Consider the following 25,167-nt stretch of genomic DNA (forward strand, 5'->3'; position numbering starts at 1 on the left):
GACGCATCGCGTGGCGATGCAGGCGCAGTGTTCGATGCGATGCGGCGGGCTGTCAACGCATGAAGCGACGACGGGCGAAAATAGCGAAAGCTTCGCGAGCGCGGGCGTGGGGGCGCGAAAATTTTTCGCATTCGCTTGCGACAGGGGTCGTCGTCGTTGCGTTTTCGCGGTCGCAGCTCGCGCAGCTCCTACAATCGCTTCCTGTAGGAGCTGCGCGAGCTGCGACCGCGAGAATGCGGCGACGGCGCAACCCTCATCGCGAGCGCGACCTCAATACCCCGCCGCCTGCCCGTCCTTGCGCGACTCGCTGGCGCCGACGTAGCCGCCGTTGGGATTGACCATGATCGCCTGGTAGCCGCCGTACGGTCCCAGCGCGAAGCGCACGCTGTGGCCGCGCCGCACCAGCTCGCGCACGGTCTCGTACGAAAAGCCGGTTTCCAGATCCAACTCGCCGCCGTCGCTCATCGCTACCATCTGCCCGGCCGGTTCGGTCGAGCCGTCGTGCTGGATGCGCGGCGCGTCGCCGGCTTCCTGCAGGTTCATGCCGAAGTCGATCATGTTGATCAGGATCTGCGCGTGGCCCTGCGGCTGCATCGCTCCGCCCATCACCCCGAACGACAGCCACGGCTTGCCGTCCTTGGTCACGAACGCGGGGATGATGGTGTGGAACGGCCGCTTGCCCGGCGCGAACGAATTGGGATGGCCTTCTTTCAGCACGAACTGCTCGCCGCGGTCCTGGAAGATGAAGCCCAGCCCCGGCGGCGCCATGCCGCTGCCCATGCCGCGGTAGTTGGACTGGATCAGCGAGACCATCATGCCGTCGGCGTCGGCCACGGTCATGTAGATGGTGTCGCCCTGGTCGAGCTGCGCGGGCGTCGCCGGCTGCGCTTCCTTGAGCACCTTGTCGAGCGAGATCAGTTTGCGCCGCTGCGCGGCGTAATCCTTGGAGATCAGCTTGGCCACCGGCGAGGACTGCTCGAACGCCGGGTCGGCGTACCAGCGCGCGCGGTCGGCGAAGGCGAGTTTCTTGGCCTCGGCGAACAGGTGCACGTGCTCGACGCTGCCGAAGCCGTGCGATTTCAGGTCGTAGCCTTCCAGGATGTTGAGGATCTGCAGCGCGGCGATGCCTTGCCCGTTCGGGGGCAGTTCCCATACGTCGTAGCCGCGGTAGTTGCTGCTGACCGGATCGACCCACTCGCCGTGGTGCGCGGCCATGTCCTCGTAGCTCAAATAGCCGCCGTTGGCCTTGAAGTAAGCGCCGACGGTGCGCGCGATCTCGCCCTTGTAGAACGCATCGCGGCCGCCCTGGGCGATCTGCTCCAGGGTGTGGGCGAGGTTGGGGTTCTTCCACATCTCGCCGGTGCGCGGCGCGCGCCCGTCGATGGTGAACTGCTCCTTGAAGCCCGGCCACTTCGACAGCCGCGGTACCGAGGCGTTCCAGTAATAGGCGATCACCTCGTGCACCGGATGGCCCTCGCGCGCGTAGCGGATCGCCGGCGCGAGGTTCTCGGCCATCGGCTTGCGGCCGAAGCGCTCGTGCAGGGCGAACCAGCCGTCGACCGCGCCGGGCACGGTCACCGGCAACGGCCCGTGCGGCGGGATTTCCTTGAGCCCGCGTTTCTGGAACTCGGCCAGGCTCAGCGACTTGGGCGAGCGGCCGGAGCCGTTGTAGCCGTAGAGCTTTTTCGTCTTCGGGTCCCACACGATCGCGAACAGGTCGCCGCCGACGCCGTTGCCGGTCGGCTCCATCAGCCCGAGCGCGGCGTTGGCGGCGATCGCCGCGTCGACCGCGCTGCCGCCGGCCTTCATCGCGTCCAGCGCGATCTGGGTGGTCAGCGGGTGCGAGGTCGCGGCCATCGCGTGCGGCGCGTACACCTCGCTGCGGGTGGCGAAGGTCTTGCCGCCGATGCGGTCGGCGGCGTGCGCCGGCGCCAGCGCGAACGCGCAGGCCAGGGCCAGCGGCGCGAGCAGCGCCGCCGCGCGGCGCGGACGCAGGGCGGAGATCGAAACAGGCATGGCGGTACTCCCCGGGACAGCCTGCGACGATAGCGCAGGCGCGCGGCCGACCGATGTAGGCCGAAAGTCGAGCGGCGCGGGCTCCGATGCCGCGACGCGGGGCGCAAGCGCGACCGCGGTCGAACATGAATGCGCGGCCCTCGGGTCTGCCCCAGTTGTGGCGCGCGCATACGGCCACGTAGGTTGGCTTCCATCCGATGGGAGGGGTTTCGCGATGAACGTGCAGCTGCAACCGACCCAGCTTCAGCCGACCTGGCAAAAACCGCTCGAGCCGCTGACCCCGCAGCTGCCGTTGAATCCGCCGGTGCCGCAAGGCTCCTATGCGCTGGACCCGAGCTACCACCCGCAGCTGGCCGCGCTGAAGGGCCCGGCCGCCAACGCCGCGCCGGACCCGACCTCGTTCGACCAGCAACTGCGCGGCCAGGATTCGCAGGCCATCGACCTGGAAATGGCGCAGATCTCGCAGGCGGTCTACAACCCCGACACCCAGACCGTCGGCAACTGGACCCGCCTCGACGACGCCCAGCTGACCCAGGCCGGGATCGACCCCGGCTCGCTGGAGAACAGCGACACCGGCTTCCGCGCCGGCATCTACACCGACGGCAACGGCAAGTACGTGGTCGCCTACGCCGGTTCCAACGACGTGCAGGACTGGATCACCAACGCCCGCCAGGGCATCGGCTGGGACTCCAAGCAATACGATCAGGCCGTGCAGCTGGCCCAGGACGCGCAGCAGGCCTTCGGCGAGAACATGGTCATCACCGGCCACTCGCTCGGCGGCGGCCTGGCCGCGACCGCGGCGCTGGCCACCGACACCGCTGCGGTGACCTTCAACGCCTCCGGCGTGCACGACGACACCCTGCGCGGACTGGGCCTGGACCCGTCCACCGCCCGCAACGACGCCGCCGACGGCCAGATCCGCCGTTACAACGTCAGCGGTGAAATCCTGACCGCGGCGCAGGAAGACGTGCCGATCCTCAACGGCATCCCCGACGCGCCCGGCCACGAGATCAACCTGAAGGACCCGGACCCGCCGAAGGCGCCGGACTTCACCTGGAACCCGATCGAGATGGCCAAGCGCACCGCCGAGTACGTCGCCGACAAGGCCACCCGTCCCGGCGAGCTGCATGCCATCGGTCCGGTGATCGAGGCGCTGCAGCAGCAGACGCCCTGGCAGTGACGTGACCGGGTCGGCTTGGCAGCGGCGCGTACGCTGAGCACAATCGGGCCATGATGCGTACCGCCGCGATCGTTGCGTCGAGCCTGTTGCTGGCCTTGGCGGCCGCGGCCTGCCGGGGGAATTCGATGGACGATGCGAAGCAGGCTTTTCCCGACGCGCGCAGCGCGCAGCTGGCGCAGGCGGTGGCCGAGGGCGACGCCGCGCAGGTGCGCGCGCTGGTCGCCGCCGGCGCCGACCCCAACGCGCGCGGCGACCGCGACGTGAACCTGTTGCAGTACGCGATGCTCAAGCAGAGCCCGAAGGGCCTGGAAGCGCTGCTCGACAGCGGCGCCGACCCGTCCCGCCCGGGGCTCGGCGGCGCCACCGCGATGCACGGAGCGGCCATCGCCAACGATCCGCAGTACCTGCAGTTGCTACTGGCGCACCGCGCCGATCCCGATGTGGCCCACGCCGAAACCGGGCAGACGCCGTTGTCGGAGGCCGCCAGCCCGCGTTACCAGGCGCAGTTCGCGGCCTTGCTCAAGGCCGGCGCCGATCCCAACCGCGCCGACCGCATGGGCAACACGCCGCTGCACCAGGCGGCCAAGCTCAACGCCACCTCGCAGGTGCTGGCCTTGCTCGAAGCCGGCGCGGACCCGCGCGCGCGCAACGCCCAGGGCGCGAGTTTCCAGACCTTCCTGTTCAAGCTGCCGGCCGACAAGCTCAGCGAGCCGGCGCGCGCCGAACGCGCCAAAGTGACGGCGTGGCTGCAGCAGCACGATGTGGCGGTGGAGGACGGCGGGCGCTGAGACGGTTCGCCGGCTTCGTGCCGCGCTGCGGCGTCCTCGCCGCGTTCGCGGGTTAGCATCGGCGCATCTTCCCCGCATCGACGCGGAGGCGCGCATGGCCTCGCTCATCCACGGTTCCCGCCACGCTCCCGTCGCGCGTTCGCGCGCGCTCGCCGCGGCGCGCGCGGCAGCGGCCGCGCTGGGCCTGTGGCTGTGCCTGTCGGCCGCGTCCGCCCAACCCGGAGTGCGCGCCATGCAAGCCCGCGAGGTCTTTCCCGCCGCGACCGCGGCCGAACTGGCCGAGGCCGCGGCCAGCGGCGACGCCGCACGGGTGCGCGCCCTGGTCGCCGCCGGCGCCGATCCCGATGCGCGCGGCGCGCGCGGCATCACCGTGCTGCAGTGGGCGCTGTACCAGCGCAGCGTCGCCGGATTGCGCGCGCTGCTCGACGCCGGCGCCGATCCCGCGCGCGGCGCCGACGACGGCGCCACCGTGCTGCAACTGGCGGCGATGGCCGACGATCCGCAGTACCTGCGCGCGCTGCTCGAGGCCAAGGTCGATCCGAACCTGACCAATACCGTCACCGGCGCGGGCGCGCTGGCCTCGGCGCTGATGGCCGAGCGCGCCGGCAACTTCGCCGCGCTGCTCGCCGCCGGCGCCGATCCCGGCCGCGCCGACCGCATGGGCAACACGCCGCTGCACGTGGCGGCCAAGATCAACGAATTCGGCCATGCGCTGACCCTGCTGCGCGCCGGCGCCGATCCGGGCGCGCGCAACGCGCAGGGCGTCACCTTCCAGCGCTACATGTTCATGAGCCCGGACCGCTTGCTCAACGCGCGCACCCGCGGCGAACGCGAGGCGGCGATCGCGTGGCTGCGCGAGCGCGGCGTGGCGGTGGAGAACGCGGCGAAGTGAGGGGCGGTGGATTCCGGCGGACGAGGCAAGACGCGAACGGTCGCGGCGCCGCGCGCGCAGGAACGCTTCAGCCGCTCAGTCGCCGCAAGCGTTGCAGCGCCGACTCCGCATCGCCGAGCAGCGCCGCCCACAGCGACCGATCCTGTGCGTGCACCGCGCGTTCCAGCGCCTGCGCCGCTTCGGCCAACTCCTGCGCGCCGACCAGTTGCGCTGCGCCCTTGAGCCGGTGCGCGTGGCGGTGCAGCGCGCCGGCGTCGTCGTCGGCGCGCGCGCGATGCAGGCCGGCGAGGTCGTCGTCGGCGGCGGCCAGGAACTCGGCCAGCACCGTGGCGGCATCGCCGCCGCCGCTGTCGGCGAGCAGGCCGTGCAGCGTGTCCAGATCGAGCAGGCGACCCAGCTCGCGCCCCGGCGCCAGCGCCGATGCGGGCTGCGTCGGCGGCGCGTCGTCGGGTTCCGGCGCGATCCAGCGCCGCAGCGCCGCCGCCAGCGTCGCCGCGGCCAGCGGCTTGACCAGGCAGTCGTCCATGCCGGCCTCGACGCAGGCGTCGGCCTCGTCCTTCAGCGCCGAAGCGGTCAGCGCCAGGATCGGCGTGCGCCGCGGATCGCCGGCGCCGATGCCGGCTTGCGCCTGCTCGGCGCGGATCGCCCGCGCCAGCGCGTAGCCGTCCATGCCGGGCATGCGCAGGTCGGTCAGGACCAGGGCGTAGCGGCCGCCGCGCCAGCGCCGCAACGCGTCCTCGCCGCCGGCCGCGGTCTCGCAGGCGTAGCCGGCCAGCGCCAGTTGCTGCGCCAGCACCAGGCGGTTGGTCGGGTGGTCGTCGACCAGCAGCGTCAGCCGGCCTTCGCGCGCCGCGCGTTCGACGTCCGGCGGCGCGCGCGCGGGCAGCGCCGCGTCGGCGTCGACGGCGAGTTCGGCGGCCTGCGCGCGGGCCAGTTCCAGATGCAGGCGCAAGGTGGTGCCCACGCCCGGCTCGCTGTGCAGTTCGATCCGTCCGCCCATCAGCTCGGCCAGGCGCCGGCAGATCGCCAGGCCCAGGCCGGTGCCGCCGTAGCGGTGCGCGGTGTCGGCATCGGCCTGCTGGAACGGCTGGAACAATTGCCGCTGTTGTTGCGGGTCGATGCCGACGCCGGTGTCGCTCACGCGCAGGCACAGGCGGTCGCGCGGCGCGTCGTCGCCGGCGGCCGGCGCCATCGCGGCTTCGAATTCCAGCGCCGCCTCGATCCGGCCGCGCTCGGTGAACTTGACCGCGTTGGAGAGGAAGTTGCCGAGGATCTGCCGCAGCCGCAGCGCATCGCCGCGATAGGCCGCGGCCACCCGCGCGTCGACCTCGCAGTCCAGCGCCAGTCCGCGCGCGCGCGCCGCGGCGAGGAAGCCGGCGCCGGTGGCGCGCACCAGCGCGGCCAGGTCCAGCGGCGCCGGCGCCAGTTCCAGCCGGCCGGCCTCGATCTTCGACAGGTCGAGGATGTCGCCGATGATCTGCAGCAGCGACTGCGAGGACTGCTGGATCACCTCCAGCGCCTGGCGCTGGCCCGGGTCCAGGCGCGAATGCGCGAGCACCTCGATCATGCCGGTCACACCGATCATCGGCGTGCGGATCTCGTGGCTCATCGCCGCCAGGAACGAAGACTTGGCCCGGCTGGCATCGTGCGCGCGCGCCTCGCTGGCGCGCAACTCGCGTTCCAGCCGCTTGAGCGCGCTCAGGTCGGCGGCGATCACCAGCAGGCCCGGCGGTTCGTCGTCGCCGCCGCCGGTGGCCGAGACCGCGACCAATGCCGGCACCCAGGTGCCGTCGCGATGGCGCAGGCGGGTCTCGCGCGGCGCGGCGTGGGCGCGCGCGAGTTCGCGCAGCGCGGTCCAGTCGGCCGCGACCGGCCGGCCCAGTTGCGCGCCCAGTTCGCTCGCCAGCGCCCGCAGCGCGCGGCCTTCGAACACCGAATGCAGCGGCATGCGCCCGACCGCGTCGGCCTCGCGCAGGCCGAGCAGGCGTTCGGCGAACGGGTTGACCAGGGTGAAGCGGCCCTGCGCGTCGACCGCCATGATCGCGGTCTGGGCCGAATCCAGCAGCGAAGCCTGGAAGCGCTCGCGCCGCTCCAGTTCGGCGCGGGTGCGCTCGTTGCGGATCAGCTGGCCGGTCAGTTCGGTCTCGAAGCCGAGCACGTCGCGGCGCATGTCCAGGAACGTCTGCATCACCGCGCCGAGTTCGCCCGGCGGCAGCTCGCCGGGGTCGGCGGTGTAGTCGTGCTCGCGCATGCGCCGCGCCAGCCAGGTGAGTTGGTCGATGCCGCGCGAGGCGTTGCGCAGCACCCGCCGGCCGACCAGCGCCGCCAGCGTCAGCGCCAGCAGCGACACCGCTATGCGCAGCGCGCTGACCCGTTCGCTGCGGGCGATGTCGGCGCGCACCACCGCGTCGGCCTGGATCAGCTCCAGGTCGGAGAGCTTCTGCATGCGCTGGGTCAGCGGGTCGATCGCCGGGTACAGGCGGGTGTCGGCGAAGCGGCCCAGCGCCGGCAGGTCGCGCCGCAGCAGGATCGCGCGCAACTCCTGCGCGGCGGCGTCGGCGGTGCGCCGGGCCTGGCCGGCGGCGGCGAGCTGTTGCTGTTCCTGCGGCGAATGCGGCAGCGCGTCGAGCCTGCGCCAGGCCGCATCGATGCGGGCGCGGGCGCGGTCGACCCGGCCCACGCCCTCGTCCCAGCCGACCAGGTCGTTGCGCACCCGGAAGGTGGTGTCGACCACGTCCAGGCCGTAGGCGTCGGAGATGGTCTTGATCAGGCGCAGCCCGCTCAGCGAGTCGTCCTGCAGGGTCTGCAGCGCGGCGCGGCCGCGGTGCTGTTCGAACTCGTCGAGCAGCAGCACGCTGGAGCCGGCGGCGAGGAACAACGCGAACAGGCCCCACAGCTGGCGGCGGATGCTGATGCGGTCGAGCCAGGCGAACATGCCGCGCTCAGTGCTCCGGCCGGCGCCAGCGGCCGAGCGCGGCGCGCAGTTCGGGGCCGGGCACGGCGTCGCCGATCAGCCGTCCCTGCGCGGTCGCGCAGCCCAGTTCGGCCAGCATCTGCCAGTCCTCGACCGTCTCCACGCCTTCGGCCACCACGCCCAGGCCGAGCTTGCGCGCCAGGTCCAGGCTGGCCTCGACCACCGCGCGCTTGCGCGGCTGGTGGCTGGCGCCGGCGACGAATTCCTGATCGATCTTCAGCTCGGTGAACGGCACCTGCGAGAGTTGCGACAGCGACGACCAGCCGGTGCCGAAGTCGTCGATCGACAAGCCGAAGCCCTTCAGCCGCAGCCGCGCCAGCACCGCCAGGCCGCGCGCGGCGTCGGCCATCAGCGAGCTTTCGGTCAGCTCCAGCACGACCTCGCCTGCGGCCACCCCGGCCTCGCGCACGATGCGCTGGTAGCGGTCGGCGGCGCCGGCGTCGTCGAGCGCGGACGCGGAGACGTTGACCGACAGCCTCAGGCGCAGGCCCTCGCGGTCCCAGCCGCGCTTGTAGCGGCAGGCCTGGGCGAGCATGCGTTGGGTGAGTTCGTCGAGCAGGTCCTGGGCGTCCAGCAGCGGCACGAAATACTGCGGCAGGATCACCCGGCCGTCGTCGCGGCGCCAGCGCGCCAACGCTTCCACGCCGACGGCGCGGCCGTTGCCGAGTTCCACCTGCAACTGGAACCAGGGTTCGATGGCGCCGGATTCCAGGGCTTCGCGGGCTTGCGCTTCGGTGATTTCGAGGGGGGCTTGGGGTTCTTCGCAGGCCTTGGTTTGGCGCAGGGCGGTCAGGGCATTCGAGAGTTTGGCTTTGGTCAGCGGCTTGGCCACCGCCTCCAGCACGCGCAGCCCGCTGACCCGGGCCATGGTCTGCACGGTGTGCAGCAGCGCCGGGTCGAGCGCGCTGACCACCAGCACCGCGCGCGCCAGTTGCTCGTGGGCGAGGTGGTCGATGAATTCGATGCCGTCCATGCCGGGCATGTCCAGATCGACCAGGACCAGATCGATGGGGTGGGGACCGGACCGCGCCTCGCGTTCGCGCAGGATGCGCAGCGCGCTGGCGCCGTCGGCGGCTTCCAGCACCGGCGCGATGCCCAGTTCGCCCAGCAGGCGCAGGGCCATGCGGCGCTGGAAGCCGTGATCTTCGACCACCAGGACGCTGAGAGCCGACTTCGACATCCGATCCTCGGCTGCATGCGCAGCGACAGACCGGACCCGGCAGCGGGCTCGGCCGCGAACGGCCGAACTGTAGCCGTGTACGGGAGTGAACGGGAAGCGTGGCGACGAACGGTCGGAGCGGTTGCGATGGGTATCGCGCGCGCGTTGTGATGCGGGTGCGCGCGGGCCCGCTACGGGCGGGTCGGCCCGGCTCGCGAACTCGATGAACGGCGCGGTGCGCGCCTGTGGCCGGGTCGCGCCCGGCGCCGGATTCACGCGCCCGGCGCCGGACTCACGCGCTTAGCGCGCGCTCAGGGCCAGGCCGGCGGATTGGCCGCCCAGGCCTTCTGCACTTCGACCAGGGTCGCGCGATCGGACTCGCGCCAGTTCGGCAGCAGTTCGGCGTAGCGCGAGGCGTTGCGCCACTGGTCCGGCTCGGTGCGCACCGCCGCGGCGTACCACTGCAGCGCTTCGTCCTTGCGGCCCAGCGACCACAGCACGACGGCGTAGGTCGGCGGCATCCAGCTCGCACTGACGCCGCGCGCGTTGTGCAGGGTCACGAAGATCTTCAGCGCGTCTTCGCCGGCGCCGGCGTGGTAGAGGTCCCAGGCGTAGTTCCAGTGGATCGCGCGCCATTGCGCGCTGCCGCTGTCGATCTCGTGCAGGGCGCGGCCGTACAGCTGGCGACCCAACTCGGTGCGCCCGGCCTCCATCGCCAGGTGCGCCAGTTGCGCGGCCTCGGCCGGCGCGCGCGGCTTGCGTTCGAGGATCTTGGCCAGCCGGTCCATCGCCGCCTCGCCGGTTTCGCGCACCGCGATGACCGGCCGCGCGGTCTGCGCGTCGGCGTCGAAATAGAACTCGTTGGGCTTGGGCAGGCTTTGCGCGCGGGCTGCGCCGGAGGCCAGGGCCGCGGCGAGTGCCGAGGCCAGCAGCAGATTGCGGATGAACATGAACGTGAATCCCCCCTTTGGGCGGCTACATGCTAACCGCTCAATGCACGTTTCCATGAACATCGGCACATATTTTTCTTTCCCGGATGTGGCGAAGCGCATGGCGGCGTGCGTCTGAAACGCGTAACTGCCACTGACGACACGTCCGTGACACATACGCCGGCGCAGGGGACGGCCGCGTACGGACGTCCCCTGCACCGCTATGCAGCGCGGCGGCGCCGCGCGATATCACGGCGCGGGGCGCAGGCTCACCCGATCCAGCGCCCACAGCGGATCGTGCTTGCCGCTGGCGAACACGAAGCACAGGTCGTGGCTGCCGGACAGCTTCGGCAGCGGCGCCTCCAGCACGGTCAGGCCGTCGCTGGCGAGGGCCGGCTGCAGCGGCAGGCGCGCGATCGGCGCGCTCTTGCAATCGTTCAGGCGCACTTCCAGCGCCGCATCGGGTTGCGCCTTGCGGGTGACGATCTGGTCGGTGTCGTGCCACAGCTGGAAGTTGTACGGCACCTGCCCGACCGTGGCGCGCAGCGTGGCCACGCCGTCGAGCTTGGCGCCGGGGTAGATCCAGCACGGGTCGATCAGGTTCGCCGTCAGCGCCGCGCGCGCGCCGTCGCCGTCGTCGCCCACGCGGCCGTCGCGCGTTGCATCGTCCTCCAGGCGCAGGTTGTAGCCCTCGCGACAGGCCTTGAGCCGGGCGCTGCCGCGTTCGCTGAGGTCGGCCGCGGTCTTGGCCTGCAAGCGCCGCGGCGCGGACAGCGCATGGCCGTCGAAGAACGCGGTGGCGACCAGGTCCAGCGGCAGCGCCGCCTGCAGCGGCTGCGAATACACCGGCGAGGACGCGTCGGGTTCGCCGCCGTCGGTGCGGTAGCGGATCTCGCCGAAGCCGGTCTGGGTGGACAGCGTCACCTGCGCGCCGCCGGCGCCGGGCTCGGCCTTGAAGTCCACCGCATAGGCGGCGTCGCTGAAACCGACCTTGAGCGCCTTGTAGCGCTCCAGCTGCGACACCAGCCGGCGCTGGAAGTCGTTCCAGTCGCGGCCCTGCGCCGGCGACCACACCACCTCGGCCAGCGCGTCCAGGCGCGGGTGCAGCGCCCGCTGCACCTGTTCGAAGCTGCGCTTGTGCTCGGTCCACAGATTGCCCTGCGCGCCGATCACGTGCGCGGCCTGCTGCGCGTCCATGCCGGGCGGAGTCATCGGGAATTCGTAGAACGCGCGCAGGCCGGTGACCGGGAAGCGGCCGCTGGGTTCGTCGTCGCGATCGCTCTGGGCGTAGTCCAGGTACAGCTTGCGATCGGGCGCGAGGATCACGTCGTGGCCCTTGCGTGTGGCCTCCAGCGCGCCGGCGTCGCCGCGCCAGGACATCACCGTGGCGCTGGCCGGCAGCGTGCCGCCTTCCAGTATCTCGTCCCAGCCGACCAGCACGCGGCCGCGCGTCTGCAGGTGCGCGCCGATGCGGCCGACGAACCAGCTCTGCAGCGCCGCTTCGTCCTTCAGCCCCAGCGACTTGATCTTGGCGCGCACCGTCGGCGAGAGCTGCCACTGGTCCTTGGCCGCCTCGTCGCCGCCGATGTGGATGTACTTCGACGGGAACAGCGCGACCACTTCGTCGAGGACATCGCTCAGGAACGCGAAGGTCTGGTCCTGCGGATTGAACAGATAGGTGTGCACGCCCCAGTCCGACGATACCGCCGGCGCCTGCTTGAGCACGTCGCCGACGCCGAGCGCCGGGTAGGCGGCGATGGCCGCCTGCGCATGGCCCGGCATTTCGATTTCCGGCACCACGTTGATGTGGCGCGCGGCGGCGTAGGCGACCACGTCGCGGATCTGTTCCTGGGTGTAGAAACCGCAGTACTGCACGCTCTTGCCCTGGGCGTCGCGGCCGTTGGCGCCGGCGCGCACGCGGCAGCCGCCGACCTCGGTCAGGCGCGGGTACTTCTTGATCTCGATGCGCCAGCCCTGGTCGTCGGTGAGGTGCCAGTGGAAGGTGTTGAGCTTCAGCAGCGCCATCTGGTCGAGCACCGCCTTGACCTCTTCGACGCTGCGGAAATGACGCGCGACGTCGAGCATCAGCCCGCGCCAGCGATACGCCGGCGCGTCCTCGATGCGCTGCGCGGCGATCGCGGTCGCGCCCTGGGCGCCGTCGGCGCTGGCCAGCTGCCACAGGCTCACCGCGCCGTAGAACAGGCCGGCCTCGCTGCGCGCGCTGATCTTGGCGCCGTCCTGGCCGATGTCGAGCACATAGGCTTCCTCGCCGATCGGCAGCTTCGGGTCCAGCGCCAGTTCGACCGCGCCCTTGGCGTCGCCGGCGCGGTCTTGCAGCTTCGGCGCGAAGCCGCGTACGGCCAGCACGCGCTGGGCGAAGAACTCGCCGACGCGGCGCGCGCCGGGCTGGTCGACGGCGACCGCGACAGCGGTCTGCGGGCCGAACGCGAACGCGCCCTGGCCCGGCACGAACTTGGCCGGGCGCGGCAGGATCGCACTGGGATGGGCGGCACTGGGATGGGCGGCGCGCGGCTGCGCGGCCGGCGCCGCGGGCGCGGCTTGCGTCGCGGCGCCGGCGGGTTCGCCGGCGGGCTTGCGCTCGCAGGCGGTCGTCGCCAGCACCAGGGCGCAGGCCAGGCCGGCGTGGACGAAAGCGGTGCGGACGGGCGGGGCGACGAGGGAGCGGGGCTTCATCGTGGACGGACTCCGGAGCGAGGCGTTCGGCCGCACACCATGCCGCAGGCGCGCCGACCGTGGTTGTGTGTTGGTGCGTTCGCGCGACTGGCCGCACGAACGGCGAGGTTTCGGCGACGCCAAAAACGACAAGCCCGGCACGCGAATGCCGGGCTTGTCGGGTCGAGCGATCGATCGCCTTGCCGGCCGATCAGAACTTGAAGCGGAACGACGCCATGAAGCGGCGCCCGGTGTGGAAGCTCTGGGCGACCAGTTCTTCGCGGCCGAGGTACTGCTTGTACTCCGAGTCGAGCAGGTTCATGCCTTCCAGCGCGACCGTCAGGCGGTCGTCGATGTTCCAGGCCACGCTCGCGCCGAGCTCGGCGTAGTCGTCCACGCTCGCCGGCGGCGCGCCGGCCACGTAGCCGCCGGCCAGGTAGTCGCTGCGCCAGTTGTAGCTGACCCGGGCGGAGAACGGACCGCGCTCGTAGTACGGGCTGATCGCCACCGCATCGCGCGACTGGTACGGCAGGTCGGTGCCGTTGGCGCCTTCGCCGTCGGCGTAGGTGTAGTTCGCGGTCAGGCCGAAGCCGGTGTCGCCGAACGGCTGCTGGTAGCTGACGGTGAAGCCCTTGACCTTGCCCTTGCCGGCGTTGAGCGGGCGGATGATGCTGTAGTCGCAGAAGCCGTCGGCGGTGCAGCCGTTGGTGCCGACGATGCGCGACTGGTAGAACGCCGGCGCGGTGGTCGCGTTGGAGTTGAACTGGCGCTCGATTCGGCCTTCGCTGGTGATGTAGTTGTCGATGTCCTTGTAGAACACCGACGCCGCCAGCACCGACTGCTCGGCGAAGTACCACTCGGCCGACAGGCTGTAGTTGGTCGACTCGTACGCGTCGAGGTCGGAACTGCCGCCGCTGCCGGTGAAGGTGCTGTCGTTGAGGAAGGTGTTGCCCACCAGCTGGTTGTACGGCGCCCAGGCCACGACCTTGGCCGCGCCGAAGCGCAGCAGCACGTCGGCGCCGGTGTCGTAGACCACGTTCAACGACGGCAGCACGAAGTCTTCCTTCTTCGAGCTGCGCACGCGCTTGGAGTCGAGGTCGGTCAGGGTCGGGGTGCCGCCGTAGGCGAAGCCCTCGCCGTCGGTCTTGGACTCGACGTAGCGCACGCCGATGTTGCCGCGGAAGCCGCCGCTGGCGAAGTCGGCCTGGACGTAGGCGGCGGTATTGGTCTGCTCGATGTTGAAGGTGTTGTTGAGGAAGCTGGCCGGGTCCGGCGTCAGCGCGCCGCGGTAGCGGTTGACGTAGTCGATCACGTTCTGGCGGCCGACTTGCACATGGCGGCCCGAACCGGGATTGAGGTCGCGCAGGCTGACCGGGTTGATCGTGCCGACGGTGACCAGGTCCGCGACCGGCAGGCCGACGTAGACGTTCTGGCGGTAGTCTTCCTCGTGCTTGCCGCGGCGCGCGCCGAAGCTGAGGTTGTTGAGCACGCTGTCGAAGCGGACGTTGAAATCGACCTGGCCGTAGGTGTCCTTGGTCTCGGTGTCGATGACGCCGTAGTTGCCCATGAAGCCGTCGCCGGCCCAGTTGGCCGGATTGCTGGCGGCGGCCGGGTTGTCGAAGGTCAGGCCGCGCTTGAGGTCGAAGCTGTAGCCGCCGGTGTAGACCGGTTCGATGAACCACTGCTCCAGCGAGTTCTCCGACTTGCTGTGGCCGACCTGGCCCGACACGCCCCAGGTGTCGGTCTGGTACTTGCCGGTCAGGTCGATGCCTTTGGTCTCGGGCTCGGACGCGCGCACGTTGTTGTCGTAGAACACCGGGTTGGCGTTGCTGTGGCCGCCGGTGGCGACGTTGCCGCTGGTGCTCAGCCGGTCGACCGCGCCCGGACGCTGGGTCAGGAAGTTGTAGAACGACTGGTTGTAGTTGTCGAAGCTCTCGCGGATGAACAGGCCGCTGAGGTTGAACTCCAGCTCCTCGCTCGGCTTGAACTGCAGGTTGAGGTTGGCGCTGTTGCGCTCGCGGGTCTGCTGGAACCAGGCGGCGTTGACGAAGTTGGGCACGTCGATGCCCGCGGCCGCGCCGGTCTGGTTCGGGAACGCGCTGGCCTTCTGGTAGCCGAACACTTCCACGCCCTGGCGGTCGACGGTTTCCTCGTAGTGCTGCGCGGCGAAGTTGACGCCGAAGGTCTCTTCGGCGTTCTTCCAGCTGTACATGAACGAGCCGCTGGGACGGGTGTCGCCGCCTTGGTCGTTGTAGTTGAAGCTCAGCGAGCCGGCGATGGAGTTGGCGTCCATGTCCAGCGGCTTGCGCGTGTGCATCAGCACGGTGCCGCCGAGGCTGCCCTCGGTCAGGCGCGCTTCGGAGGACTTGATGACTTCCAGCCGGCCGAGGATTTCCGGCGCCAGCAGGGTGTAGTCGAAGCCGCGGTTGGGCTGCTCGCCGTACAGCCAGATCGACTGCGCCACCGGGTGGCCGTCGAGGAAGCTGAGGTTGAGGCTGGGGTCGGTGCCGTCGATGCTGACGCGTTCGCCCTGGCCGAAGCGGCGGTCCAGGACCACGCCGGGAATCTGCGACATGGCTTCGGCGACGTTGGTGTTGGCGAACTTGCCGATGTCCTCGGCGGTGATCGCCTCCGACACGGTGACGTTGGCCCGCTTGGTGTCGAGCGACTTCTCCAGGCTGGCGCGGATGCCGGTGACCACGACCGCGTCGAGGTCCTTGGCCTGCGACGCGGCCGGTGCGTCCTGGGCCATCGCCGCGGCCGAAGCCATGCTCAGTGCCACGACGATGCTGGCGGACAAAAGGGTCTTGCGCGCTTTCATTACTGTTCCTCCCTCGGGCGGTGATGGCTCGGCGATCGTCCGGTGGCCGGTTCGTCGTCGAGTCCGGTTGTCTTTGTGCGTGCGGTGGTCGGTGCGGTGCTGCTGCGGCCGGTCGCGGCGATGCCGCCCGTGGACCGGTGCCGGTGCTGCGGTGAGCCGTGCTGCGGTACTGCCGCCTTCGGTGCCGGGGGCCGCGAGCCTGCGGCGGCCTTGCGCCTGGAGCGGGTGCTGCCTGCGCCGCGCGGCGCGTGCGCGCCGCGCGACGGTGGTGCGGTTACGCGATGGGACGGGCCGCGTCGCCGTGGGCGTCGCGGGCGTGTTCCAGGTACCAGCTGGCCGCGCCGATCACGCCCAGGCGCTCGTTCTCGATCAGCCGCACCGGCACGGTTTCCAGCACCGGCCGCATCACGCCCTTGTCGAGCATGCGCGCGTGGAACGGGCTGTCGGGCACGAAGTCCTTGAGCTGCGGCAGGATGCCGCCGGCGATGAACACCGACTTGGCGCCGCTGATGACCACCAGGTCGCCGATCACGCTGCCGAGCAGGGCGCAGAAGGTCAGCACCGCCTCGCGCGCGATCGCGTCGCCACGGCGCGCGGCTTCGGTGATCGCCGCCGGCGCGCGCAGCGCCGGCTCGACCCCGGCCAGCGTGCACAGCGAGTCGTACAGGTTGACCAGCCCGGGGCCGGAGACGAAATGTTCGGTCTTGACGTAGTCCTGGCCGCGCTGCTGCACCAGCCGCAGCATCTCGACCTCGCGCGCGTTGCCCGGCGCGAAGGCGGTGTGGCCGGTTTCGGTCGGCAGCACCACGGTGCCGCGGCCGTGGGGAATGCGGATCGCCGCGCCCAGGCCGGTGCCCGGGCCGATCACCAGCACCGGGCCGGGCGCGGCATCGCGCACGCCCGGAGTGAGCAGGGTCGAATCGTCCGGTGCCATGCACTGGGCGGCGTTGGCGTTGGCTTGGAAATCGTTGATGAACAACACTTCGCGCAAGCCCAGCTCGGCGCGCAGTTCCGACAGCGAGATCGGCCACGGCAGGTTGGAATTGACCACGCGGTCTTCCAGCACCACGCCGGCGCAGGCGATCACCACGCGCTCGACGCCGATGCCGTTGCCGGCGGTGAATTCGGCCAGGAACGCGCTGAGGATCGGCGCCAGGCTCGGGTAGTCGGCGCACACGTACTTGCGGTGAGCGAGCACGGCGACGGTGTCGCCGCCCTGGCCCGGACGCACCAGCCCGACCCGGGTGTGGGTGCCGCCGACGTCGGCGGCGATGAAGCTGCCGGCCTCGGCCGAAGCGGCCGGGGTCAGTCGCGGCGCCGCGCTCATGCGCGCACCCGCGTCCGCGCGGCGTCGCTGCGGCCGTTCATGCGGCGCGAGCGCCCGTGTTGCGGCCGCTGCGGCTGCGATTGCCCGGTTTCCGACGACCCGTCCCACTGCATGCGCCCTCCACGGCTGCCCTTGAGCGTTCCCCTTGGCGGCGCCGAGACTGCACCCGCTTTGACAACGTTGTCAACAAGACTCCGCAAAACCGTCATGCACGGGCGCAAACCGTGCCTGCGACCGCGCTTTTATTGATGCGCCGCAACATGCCGGCGCGCGCCGGAGATCACGTTCTGGCGCGGGTTTCGGCCGAATCGGGCGGTCCCGGTTGGCAGGACGCGTGCACTTGTGACAACGTTGGGCCAACGCTTGTCGTGCCGGTCAACCGGAGCAAGGCGCACGCGGCGGGCGTCTCCCGCCTGCCCTGGGAGGGGAGTCTCATGTCGGTTGCAAACGCCAGCGCGCCGCCGCGCTATCTCATGTCGATCGGGATCATCGGCGCGTTGTTCTTCGTATTCGGCTTCGTCACCTGGCTCAACGGCCCGCTGATCGGCTTCGCCCAGCTCGCCTTCGACCTGGACGAGGTCGGCGCCTTCCTGGTGCCGATGGCCTTCTACCTGTCGTACTTCTTCCTGGCCCTGCCGGCCTCGTCGATCCTGCGCTTCACCGGGATGAAGCGCGGCATGGCGCTGGGCCTGCTGGTGATGGCGATCGGCGCGGCGGTGTTCGGCGAGTTCACCACCCAGCGCTGGTACCCCGGCGCGCTCGGCGGCCTGTTCGTGATCGGCGCGGGCCTGGCGGTGCTGCAGACCGCGGTCAATCCCTACATCAGCATCCTCGGCCCGATCGAGGGCGCGGCCCAGCGCATCGCGGTGATGGGCATCTGCAACAAGATCGCCGGCATCCTCGCGCCGATCGTGCTCGGCACCCTGGTGCTGCACGGCATGGGCGACCTCGCCGAGCAGGTCAAGGGCGCCGATCCGGCGACCAAGGAGCAGCTGTTGAACCAGTTCGCGTCCAGCATCCACGGCCCGTATCTGCTGATGGCCGGCGTGCTCGCCGTGCTCGCGGTCGGCGTGCTGTTCTCGCCGCTGCCGGAACTGCGCGGCGAAGAGGTCAACAAGAGCGGCGCCGACAACGGCGGCGCCGGCCGCGGCCTGTTCGGCTATCCGCACCTGTGGCTCGGCGCGCTGTGCATCTTCGTCTACGTCGGCGTGGAGGTGATGGCCGGCGATGCCATCGGCACCTACGGCCATAGCTTCGGCCTGCCGCTGGACAAGACCAAGTTCTTCACCTCCTTCACCCTCGGCGGCATGCTGCTCGGCTACATCGTCGGCCTGATCGTGATCCCGCGCTTCATCTCGCAGGAGCGCTACCTGTCGTGGTCGGCGGTGCTGGGCGTGCTGTTGAGCATCGGCGCGTTCGCCACCCACGGCTATGTGTCGGTGCTGTTCGTGGCCGCGCTGGGCTTCGCCAACGCGATGATGTGGCCGGCGATCTTCCCGCTCGGCATCCGCGGCCTGGGCCGCCACACCGAGACCGGCTCGGCGATCATGGTCATGGGCATCGCCGGCGGCGCGGTGGTGCCGCAGCTGTACGCGGTGCTGAAGCAGCACTTCGACTTCCAGGCGGTGTTCCTGGCGCTGATGGTGCCGTGCTACCTGTACATCCTGTTCTTCGCCAAGGTCGGGCATAAGGTCGGCCAGCGCGAGTCCGGCGGCGCCGGCGCCGCGGCGCGGCCCGCGGTCGAGGCGAACTGACTCGGTTCGGCGGGCCCTGCGCAGGCAGGGTCCTTCCGGCTTGCGCTTTTGTGGGAGGGCCTTCAGGCCCGACGCTGTCGTTCCAGCTTGCGGCGATCTGAGCGCAATGTGTCGGGCCTGAAGGCCCTCCCACAGTGCAGGCCCTCTCTCCACAGCGATGGCCCTGCCCACAGTTCATCTTTCCGGCGGCGCAGGCGTTTCAAACGCCGCGCGCCTGCCCGGTCGAAATTTCAACGCCGCCGCGCCCGGCTCCGCCGGACGCGGCGTTCCGCCAAATGACGCTGGCCGCTGCGGCGGCGCTTCGGTATCGTGCACGCAATGAATGCGCCGCCTCCCCACGCCGGCGCGGTCGCGCCCACCGGGGCGTCGGCCGCGCGTGCGCTGCGTTACCTGGTCCGTACGCCCTTGCTGCTGTGGCATGTGTTCGTCCACCTGCCGCTGGTGCTGCTGCTGATCACCCTGCCGACCGCCCGCATCCCCTGGGGCGATATCCCGCTGGAACACCGCGTGATCCGGGCCTGGTCGGCCGGGCTGATGCGCGTGTTCGGCTTCCGCCTGCGCCGGATCGGCACGCCGCTGCCGGGCGCGGCGCTGTTCGTCGCCAACCACGTCAGCTGGGTCGACATCGAGATCCTGCACAGCCAGCGCATGATGGGCTTCGTCGCCAAGCGCGAGATCGCCGGTTGGCCGGTGGTCGGCTGGCTGGCCGCGCGCGGCCACACCATTTTCCATTCGCGCGGCAGCACCGAGTCGCTCGGCGGCGTGCTGCACGAGATGCTCGCGCGCCTGCGCGCGGGCCGTTCGGTCGGCGTGTTCCCCGAAGGCGGCACCCGCGGCGGGCGCGAGATCGGCCCGTTCCACGCGCGCATCTTCATGGCCGCGGTCGAAGCCGGCGTGCCGGTGCAGCCGGTGGCGCTGCGCTACGGCGAGCGCGGCGACGCCCAGGCCGTGGTCGCGTTCCAGGGCCGCGAGAGCTTCTTCGCCAACTTCCTGCGCCTGCTCGGCGAGCCCGGGCGGCTGGCGGAAGTGCATTTCCTCGCCCCGATCGGCCCGGGCGAAGCCGACGGCCGCCGCCGCATCGCCGAACTGGCGCGGCAGCGCATCGTCGAGGCGATGGCGAGCTGAGGCGGCGATGCTGACCGCCGCCGACTACGCGCCCCCGCGCTGGCTGCGCAACGCCCATGTGCAGTCGGTGCTCGGCTCCAGCCCGCTGCGCCGGCGCACCGCCGAACAACGCCTGGCCGCGGCCGGCGCGCGCACCGAGATCCACCTGCTGGAAACCGCCGGCGGCGTGCGCCTGCAGGGCCTGCACAGCGCGGTGCCGGGCGTGCGCCCGCACGGGCTGGTGCTGCTGCTGCACGGCTGGGAAGGCAGCGCCGAATCCAACTACATGCGCCTGACCGCGGCGCAGTTGCTGGGGCGCGGCTTCGAGGTGTTCCGGCTCAACTTCCGCGACCACGGCGACACCCACCACCTCAACGAAGGCCTGTTCCACTCCAACCGGCTGGACGAAGTGGTGCAGGCCGCGCAGGAAGTGGCGCGGCGCTTTCCGCTGCGGCCGCTGTCGGTGGCCGGCTACTCGCTCGGCGGCAACTTCGCCTTGCGCCTGGCGCTGCGCGCCAGCGAGATCGGCCTGCCGCTGGCGCACGCGGTCGCGGTGTGCCCGGTGCTGGACCCGGCGCGGACCATGGATTCGATGGAAACCGGCCTGCCGATGTACCTGTGGTACTTCGAGCGCAAGTGGCGCGATTCGCTGGCGCGCAAGCGCAACCTGTTTCCGTCCGTGCACGACTTCGACGACCGCACCCTGGGCCTGCGCATGCGTCCGCTGACCCAGTGGATGGTCGAGCGGCACACCGACTTCGGCACCCTGGACCGCTATTTCGAAGGCTATTCCATCGCCGGACCGCGGCTGGCGCGGCTGCGGGTGCCGGCCAGCATCCTGATGGCCGCCGACGATCCGGTGATTCCGCTGGACGCGTTCGGCGAACTGCAACTGCCGCCGCATTCGCGCCTGGAAGTGGCGCCGTGGGGCGGCCATTGCGGGTTCCTGGAGAACGCGCGCCTGGACGGCTTCGCCGAGCGCTGGATCGCCGACCGGCTGGCGGCGCTGGCGGCGGGCTGAGCGCGGTCGTAGCGGCGTCCGCCGCGGTCGCCGCTCCCGCAGCCGCAAACGAAGCCGCCCGGAGCCCCTGTAGGAGCGGCGCAAGCCGCGAACGCGCCCCCCGCCCGCCGGCGCCCGTCGCCCATGGCGCCGCGCCCCGCCCGAGCCGAATACGAGAACGCCCGCGCCGGCCGCATGCCCGCGCCGCGCCGGCCCGCGATCCAGTCCGCGCCCGCCGCGGCCGGACTCGGCAAAGCCGCGCAACCCGGCCCGCGCGCCTACAATCCCCACCTCACTTATCCAGCGCGAATCAGGTCACATGTACGAATCCATCCTCGACGCCCTGCGCCGCGGCGCGGCGGCGGAGGCGATCGCCGCCGCCGAACAGCTCGCCGGCGAGCACCCCAACGACGCCACCGCGCACCGCCTGCACGCCGCCGCGCTGCGCCTGGGCGGCGAGCGCGACGCCGCGGTGGCCGCGCTCGACCGCGCCATCGGCCTGGCGCCGGAGGAAGCGCAGCTGCACCTGGAGCGCGCCGGCGCGCTGCTCGACGGCCGCCAGCTCGACGAGGCCCAGGCCGCCCTGGCCCGGGCGATCGGCCTGGACCCGAACCAGTTCCCCGCCTACATCGTCAAGGCGCAGCTGGCGCTGCTGCGCGGCGACCTCGACGAGGCCGAGCGCCTGGGCCGCACCGCCGCGCGCATCGCCCCGGAACATCCGCGCGTGGGCGCGGTGGTCGGCATGCTGGCGCTGCGCCGCGGCGACGCCGAGCGCGCCCTGGCCGTACTCAGCCAGGCCGCCGCGGTCGCGCCCGACGATCCGCAGGTGCTGCACGCGCTGGGGTTCGCCTACCTGGCCAAGGATCATCTCGCGTTCGCCGAACAGTGCTTCGCGCGCCTGGACGAGCTCAATCCCGCCCAGCCCACGCTGCAGTTGCTGATCGCCGACCTGCTGCGCCGCCAGTCGCGCTTCCAGGAAGCGGCCGAGCGCATCGCGCCGCTGGCCGACCGCGACGGCGCCGATTTCGGCGTGCGCCGCTGGGCCGCCGAACTCGAACTCGACGCCGGCCGCAACGAGCGCGCGCTGCAGCTCGCCCAGGCGCTGTTCGCCGAACACCCCGACGATCCGCGCACGCTCGACGCCAGCATGGAAGCCTGGCGCCGCGCCGGCGCCTTCGACGCCGCGCGCGAAGCGCTGGAGACCGCATTGGCCGCGCACGCGCAGGCGCCGCACCTGTGGCGCGCGCGGCTGGCGCTGGAGCCGTTCGCCGACGATTCGGCGTTGGCGGTGATCGAACGCTGGCGCCAGGCCATGCCCGAGCACCTGGCCGCGCTGGAAGCGCGCGCCGCCGTGCACGACCACCGCGGCGAGCACGAGCAGGCCGAGGCCATCGCCCAGCGCATCGTCGAGCTGAGCCCGGGCGACACCAACGCCGAGATGCGCATCGTCCACGGCCTGACCGAGCGCGATCCCGACGCCGCCGCCGAGCGCATCGAGCGCCTGATCGGCATGGCCGCGGACCCGGCGGTGAAGCGCGAGCTGCGCCAGCTGCTCGGCCAGACCCTCGACGTGGCCGGCCAGCCCGAGGCCGCGGCCGCGACCTGGGCCGAACTGCACGCCGAAGCCGCCGACCAGCGCCTGCCGCTGAATGCGATCAGCCGCCGCGGCGGCGCGGATTGGCCGGCGCTGGCGCCGATTCCCGAGAACGGCCGCGGCATCCTGATGCTGTGGGGCGCGCCGGGTTCGCGGGTGGAGCGCATCGCCAACGTGCTCAACGCCGCCGGCGCGCCGCTGCTGGTCGACCGTTTCGGCGCGCAGCCGCCGACCGACCCGATGCAGCGCTACGGCACGGTCGAGGAACTGCTCGGCGGCAGCCTCGATCCGGCGTTCCTGGTCAAGCTCTACCGCGCCGCGCTGCCCGCGCGCGGCGCCGCCGAAGGCCCGGTGTTCGACTGGCTGCTGTGGTGGGACAACGCCCTGCTGCGCGCGCTGCGCCCGTACCTGCCCGAGGCGTTCCTGCTGATCCCGATCCGCGACCCGCGCGACATGCTGCTGGATTGGCTCGCCTACGGCAGCCCGACGCCGTACGCGCTGAGCGCGCCGGACGATGCCGCGCGCTGGCTGGCGCAGAGCCTGGAGCAGGTCGCCGAGCTGCACGAGGGCGACCTGTTCCCGCACCGGCTGGTGCGCCTGGACGAGACCGGCGAAGACCCGGCCGCGATCGCCCAGTTGCTCGCCGATACCCTGCGCGTGAACCTGCAGCTGCCCGCCGGAATCCGCCTGCGTCCGCGCATGGCCGACGGCCGCTGGCGCGAGTACCAGGGCGCGCTGGGCGAGGCCTTCGCCGCGCTCGCCCCGGTCGCGCGCCGGCTCGGTTATCCCGAGCGCTGAGGCGCGCGCCGCGCCGCCGATGCGCGGCGGCGGTCGCGGTCGCCGTCATGCGCCGGTGCGATCATGGGCCGTTGCGTCCGCGCGGCGGCGCCGCACCGTCGCCGGCGTGAGTTGTTTCGAGCGACCATCGCCGCCGTGCGGCAGCGTTTCGAAGAAAGCATCGTTTCCGCCAGCACCGGCACCCGCGCGCGGTTCCGCCCGCCGCGCGAGGTGCGACGAGAACCCGACTCGCCCCAGGAGTTCGCCATGCAGATCCGCAGCAACAGCTTCCAGCACCGCCAGCGTCTGGCGGCCGAATTCGCCGCCGGCCAGGCCACTGCCGACGGCTTCGGCTTCGCCGCCAACCGCAATCCGCACCTGGCCTGGGACGATGTGCCCGCCGGCGCGCGCTCGTTCGCGCTGATCTGTATCGACCCGGACGTGCCGACCGTGGCCGAGATGGTCGGCCGCGCTGACGTGCGGATTCCCGAACACCAGGTGCGCGGCGACTTCATCCACTGGGTCATGGCCGACATCCCCGCCGATGTGCGCGAGATCGCCGCCGGCAGCTGCAGCGACGGCGTGGTCGCGCACGGCAAGCGCGATCCGGCCGGCCCGCGCGGCGCGCGCCAGGGCCTGAACGACTACACCGGCTGGTTCGCGTCCGATCCGGCCATGGCCGGCGACTGGTACGGCTACGACGGCCCGTTTCCGCCGCCCAACGATTTGCGCCTGCACCGTTATTTCTTCCGCCTGTACGCCCTCGACGTCGAGCGCCTGCCGCTGGCGCCGCGCTTCGGCGCCGGCGACGTGTTCAATGCGATGCACGGGCACGTGCTCGCGCAGGCCTCGATCTACGGCACGTATTCGCTCAATCCGGCGGTGAAGGGGTGAGCCAGCGCGTCGCCTTGGTCAGCGGCGCCAGCCGCGGCATCGGCGCGGCGGTCGCGCGCGAGCTGTCGGCGGCGGGCTGCGCGGTGGCGCTGGTGGCGCGTTCGGGCGAGGCCCTGGCCGCGCTGGCCGCGCAACTGCCGGGCCCGGCGCTGGCGTTGCCGGCCGACCTGTCCGAGCCCGACGCCGCCGCGCGCGCGGTCGCGGCCGCGCACGAGCGCTTCGGCCGCCTCGACGTGCTGGTCAACAACGCCGGCGCGACCCCGCGCGGCGATTTCCTCGCTTTCGCCGACGCCGACTGGGACGCCGGCTTCGCGCTGAAGTTCTTCGGTGCGGTGCGGCTGTGCCGCGCGGCGTGGCCGGCCCTGGCCGAGAGCGGCGGCGCCATCGTCAACATCGCCGGCATCGGCGGGCGCACCGGCAGCGCCGAATTCGCCATCGGCGGCGCGGTCAACGCCGCGCTGCTGAACCTCACCAAATCGCTGGCCGACCGCGGCGTGCGCGACGGCGTGCGGGTCAACGCGGTCAACCCCAGCGCCATCGCCACCGAACGCAACCGGGCGCGGGTCGACGCGCTCGCGCGCGAACGCGGCATCGAACCGGACCAAGCCGCTGCGGAACTGGCCGCAAAACTCGGCATCGCCCGCTTCGGCGCACCCGAGGAAGTCGCGCGCGTGGTCGCCTTCCTGGCCTCGGACGCGGCCAGCTACATGCAGGGCGCGATCGTCGACGTCGACGGCGGCCAGACGCGAACCCTGTGATCCAACGAGCGCAGCCATGAACGAACCGCACGATCCCTACACCGCGCCGCAGGCGCAGATCCGCGCCGAACGCGCCGCGCAACTGGTCGTGGCCGGACGCATCCAGCGCCTGGTCAACTACCTCATCGACAGCACCGCCTGCGTGGCGCTGATCTTCTGCGGGCTCAGCGTCTACTCGGCGATCGACCCGGGCGTGATCGAAACGCTCAAGCAGCCCAACCCCTGGCGCGACCTGTTGATGACCGCGCTGGTGCTGCTGGTGTACTACGTGCCGATGGAGGGCATGTTCGGCGTCACCCTCGGCAAGCTGGTGACCAACACCCGCGTGGTCGACGAACAGGGCCGTCCGCCGAGCTGGGGCCAGGTGCTGGCCCGCACCGTCGCCCGGCTGATCCCGTTCGAGCAGTTCACCATCCTGTTCTCGCCGGCCGCGCGCCCGACCGCATGGCACGACCGCCTGCCCAAGACGCTGGTGGTGCGCGCGCAGCCGACGCCGGCGTCGCGCTGACGCTGCGCGAAAAAAAGCC

18 protein-coding genes are annotated in these 25,167 nt (G+C 71.6%); 11 read left to right on the forward strand and 7 right to left on the reverse strand.

The window, feature by feature from the left end:
• Positions 1-270: 270 nt before the first annotated feature.
• Complete coding sequence (gene ggt / locus RDV84_RS07655; RefSeq protein ID WP_309152968.1) at positions 271-2,016, reverse strand: gamma-glutamyltransferase; 1,746 nt, start codon at positions 2,014-2,016, stop codon at positions 271-273.
• Between the two features lie 214 nt (positions 2,017-2,230).
• Between ggt and RDV84_RS07660 the strand changes: the two genes are divergently transcribed.
• From RDV84_RS07660 to RDV84_RS07670, 3 genes are all read left to right on the forward strand, one after another.
• Positions 2,231-3,196, forward strand: coding sequence for a Tle-like phospholipase domain-containing protein (locus RDV84_RS07660; RefSeq protein WP_078998804.1), 966 nt, complete (start codon positions 2,231-2,233; stop codon positions 3,194-3,196).
• A gap of 50 nt (positions 3,197-3,246) precedes the next feature.
• On the forward strand, positions 3,247-3,984 hold the full coding sequence (locus RDV84_RS07665) for an ankyrin repeat domain-containing protein (RefSeq protein ID WP_309152969.1): 738 nt from the start codon (positions 3,247-3,249) through the stop codon (positions 3,982-3,984).
• Between the two features lie 94 nt (positions 3,985-4,078).
• Positions 4,079-4,876 (forward strand): ankyrin repeat domain-containing protein, encoded by a 798-nt coding sequence (locus tag RDV84_RS07670; RefSeq protein WP_309152970.1) that lies wholly within the window; start codon positions 4,079-4,081, stop codon positions 4,874-4,876.
• A 67-nt stretch (positions 4,877-4,943) separates the two neighbouring features.
• Here RDV84_RS07670 and RDV84_RS07675 read toward each other — a convergent pair whose 3' ends face one another.
• From RDV84_RS07675 to RDV84_RS07700, 6 genes are all read right to left on the reverse strand, one after another.
• On the reverse strand, positions 4,944-7,811 hold the full coding sequence (locus RDV84_RS07675) for an ATP-binding protein (protein ID WP_309152971.1): 2,868 nt from the start codon (positions 7,809-7,811) through the stop codon (positions 4,944-4,946).
• 7 nt (positions 7,812-7,818) lie between these two features.
• Positions 7,819-9,030 (reverse strand): EAL domain-containing response regulator, encoded by a 1,212-nt coding sequence (locus RDV84_RS07680; RefSeq protein WP_309152972.1) that lies wholly within the window; start codon positions 9,028-9,030, stop codon positions 7,819-7,821.
• 290 nt (positions 9,031-9,320) lie between these two features.
• Positions 9,321-9,959, reverse strand: a complete 639-nt coding sequence (locus RDV84_RS07685) for a tetratricopeptide repeat protein (RefSeq protein WP_309152973.1) — start codon at positions 9,957-9,959, stop codon at positions 9,321-9,323.
• A gap of 228 nt (positions 9,960-10,187) precedes the next feature.
• Entirely contained in the window at positions 10,188-12,632 is a 2,445-nt protein-coding gene (locus RDV84_RS07690) for a family 20 glycosylhydrolase (protein WP_309152974.1), read from the reverse strand.
• 190 nt (positions 12,633-12,822) lie between these two features.
• On the reverse strand, positions 12,823-15,432 hold the full coding sequence (locus RDV84_RS07695; protein ID WP_309152975.1) for a TonB-dependent receptor: 2,610 nt from the start codon (positions 15,430-15,432) through the stop codon (positions 12,823-12,825).
• 274 nt (positions 15,433-15,706) lie between these two features.
• A complete protein-coding gene (locus tag RDV84_RS07700) occupies positions 15,707-16,759 on the reverse strand; it encodes a glucokinase (protein WP_309152976.1) in 1,053 nt (350 codons plus the stop codon).
• 434 nt (positions 16,760-17,193) lie between these two features.
• Between RDV84_RS07700 and RDV84_RS07705 the strand changes: the two genes are divergently transcribed.
• From RDV84_RS07705 to RDV84_RS07735, 8 genes are all read left to right on the forward strand, one after another.
• Entirely contained in the window at positions 17,194-18,513 is a 1,320-nt protein-coding gene (locus tag RDV84_RS07705; protein ID WP_057949595.1) for a sugar MFS transporter, read from the forward strand.
• A 50-nt stretch (positions 18,514-18,563) separates the two neighbouring features.
• A complete protein-coding gene (locus tag RDV84_RS26010) occupies positions 18,564-18,614 on the forward strand; it encodes a DUF6053 domain-containing protein (RefSeq protein ID WP_425606433.1) in 51 nt (16 codons plus the stop codon).
• 217 nt (positions 18,615-18,831) lie between these two features.
• Positions 18,832-19,638, forward strand: a complete 807-nt coding sequence (locus RDV84_RS07710; protein ID WP_057949594.1) for a lysophospholipid acyltransferase family protein — start codon at positions 18,832-18,834, stop codon at positions 19,636-19,638.
• A 10-nt stretch (positions 19,639-19,648) separates the two neighbouring features.
• On the forward strand, positions 19,649-20,638 hold the full coding sequence (locus RDV84_RS07715) for a YheT family hydrolase (protein WP_309153703.1): 990 nt from the start codon (positions 19,649-19,651) through the stop codon (positions 20,636-20,638).
• Positions 20,639-20,936: 298 nt separating this feature from the next.
• Positions 20,937-23,009, forward strand: coding sequence for a tetratricopeptide repeat protein (locus tag RDV84_RS07720; RefSeq protein WP_078997047.1), 2,073 nt, complete (start codon positions 20,937-20,939; stop codon positions 23,007-23,009).
• A gap of 246 nt (positions 23,010-23,255) precedes the next feature.
• Positions 23,256-23,882 (forward strand): YbhB/YbcL family Raf kinase inhibitor-like protein, encoded by a 627-nt coding sequence (locus RDV84_RS07725; protein ID WP_057950344.1) that lies wholly within the window; start codon positions 23,256-23,258, stop codon positions 23,880-23,882.
• Positions 23,879-24,640: an SDR family oxidoreductase gene (locus tag RDV84_RS07730; RefSeq protein WP_309152977.1), complete on the forward strand. Its 762-nt coding sequence runs from the start codon at positions 23,879-23,881 to the stop codon at positions 24,638-24,640. Before RDV84_RS07725 ends, RDV84_RS07730 begins: the two co-directional genes overlap by 4 nt.
• Positions 24,641-24,656: 16 nt before the next feature.
• The gene (locus RDV84_RS07735) at positions 24,657-25,148 is read left to right on the forward strand and encodes an RDD family protein (protein WP_078997045.1); all 492 of its coding nucleotides are present in this window, start codon (positions 24,657-24,659) and stop codon (positions 25,146-25,148) included.
• Positions 25,149-25,167 lie beyond the last annotated feature (19 nt).

This window comes from Lysobacter yananisis, from assembly GCF_031199375.1.
Taxonomy (GTDB): domain Bacteria; phylum Pseudomonadota; class Gammaproteobacteria; order Xanthomonadales; family Xanthomonadaceae; genus Lysobacter; species Lysobacter yananisis.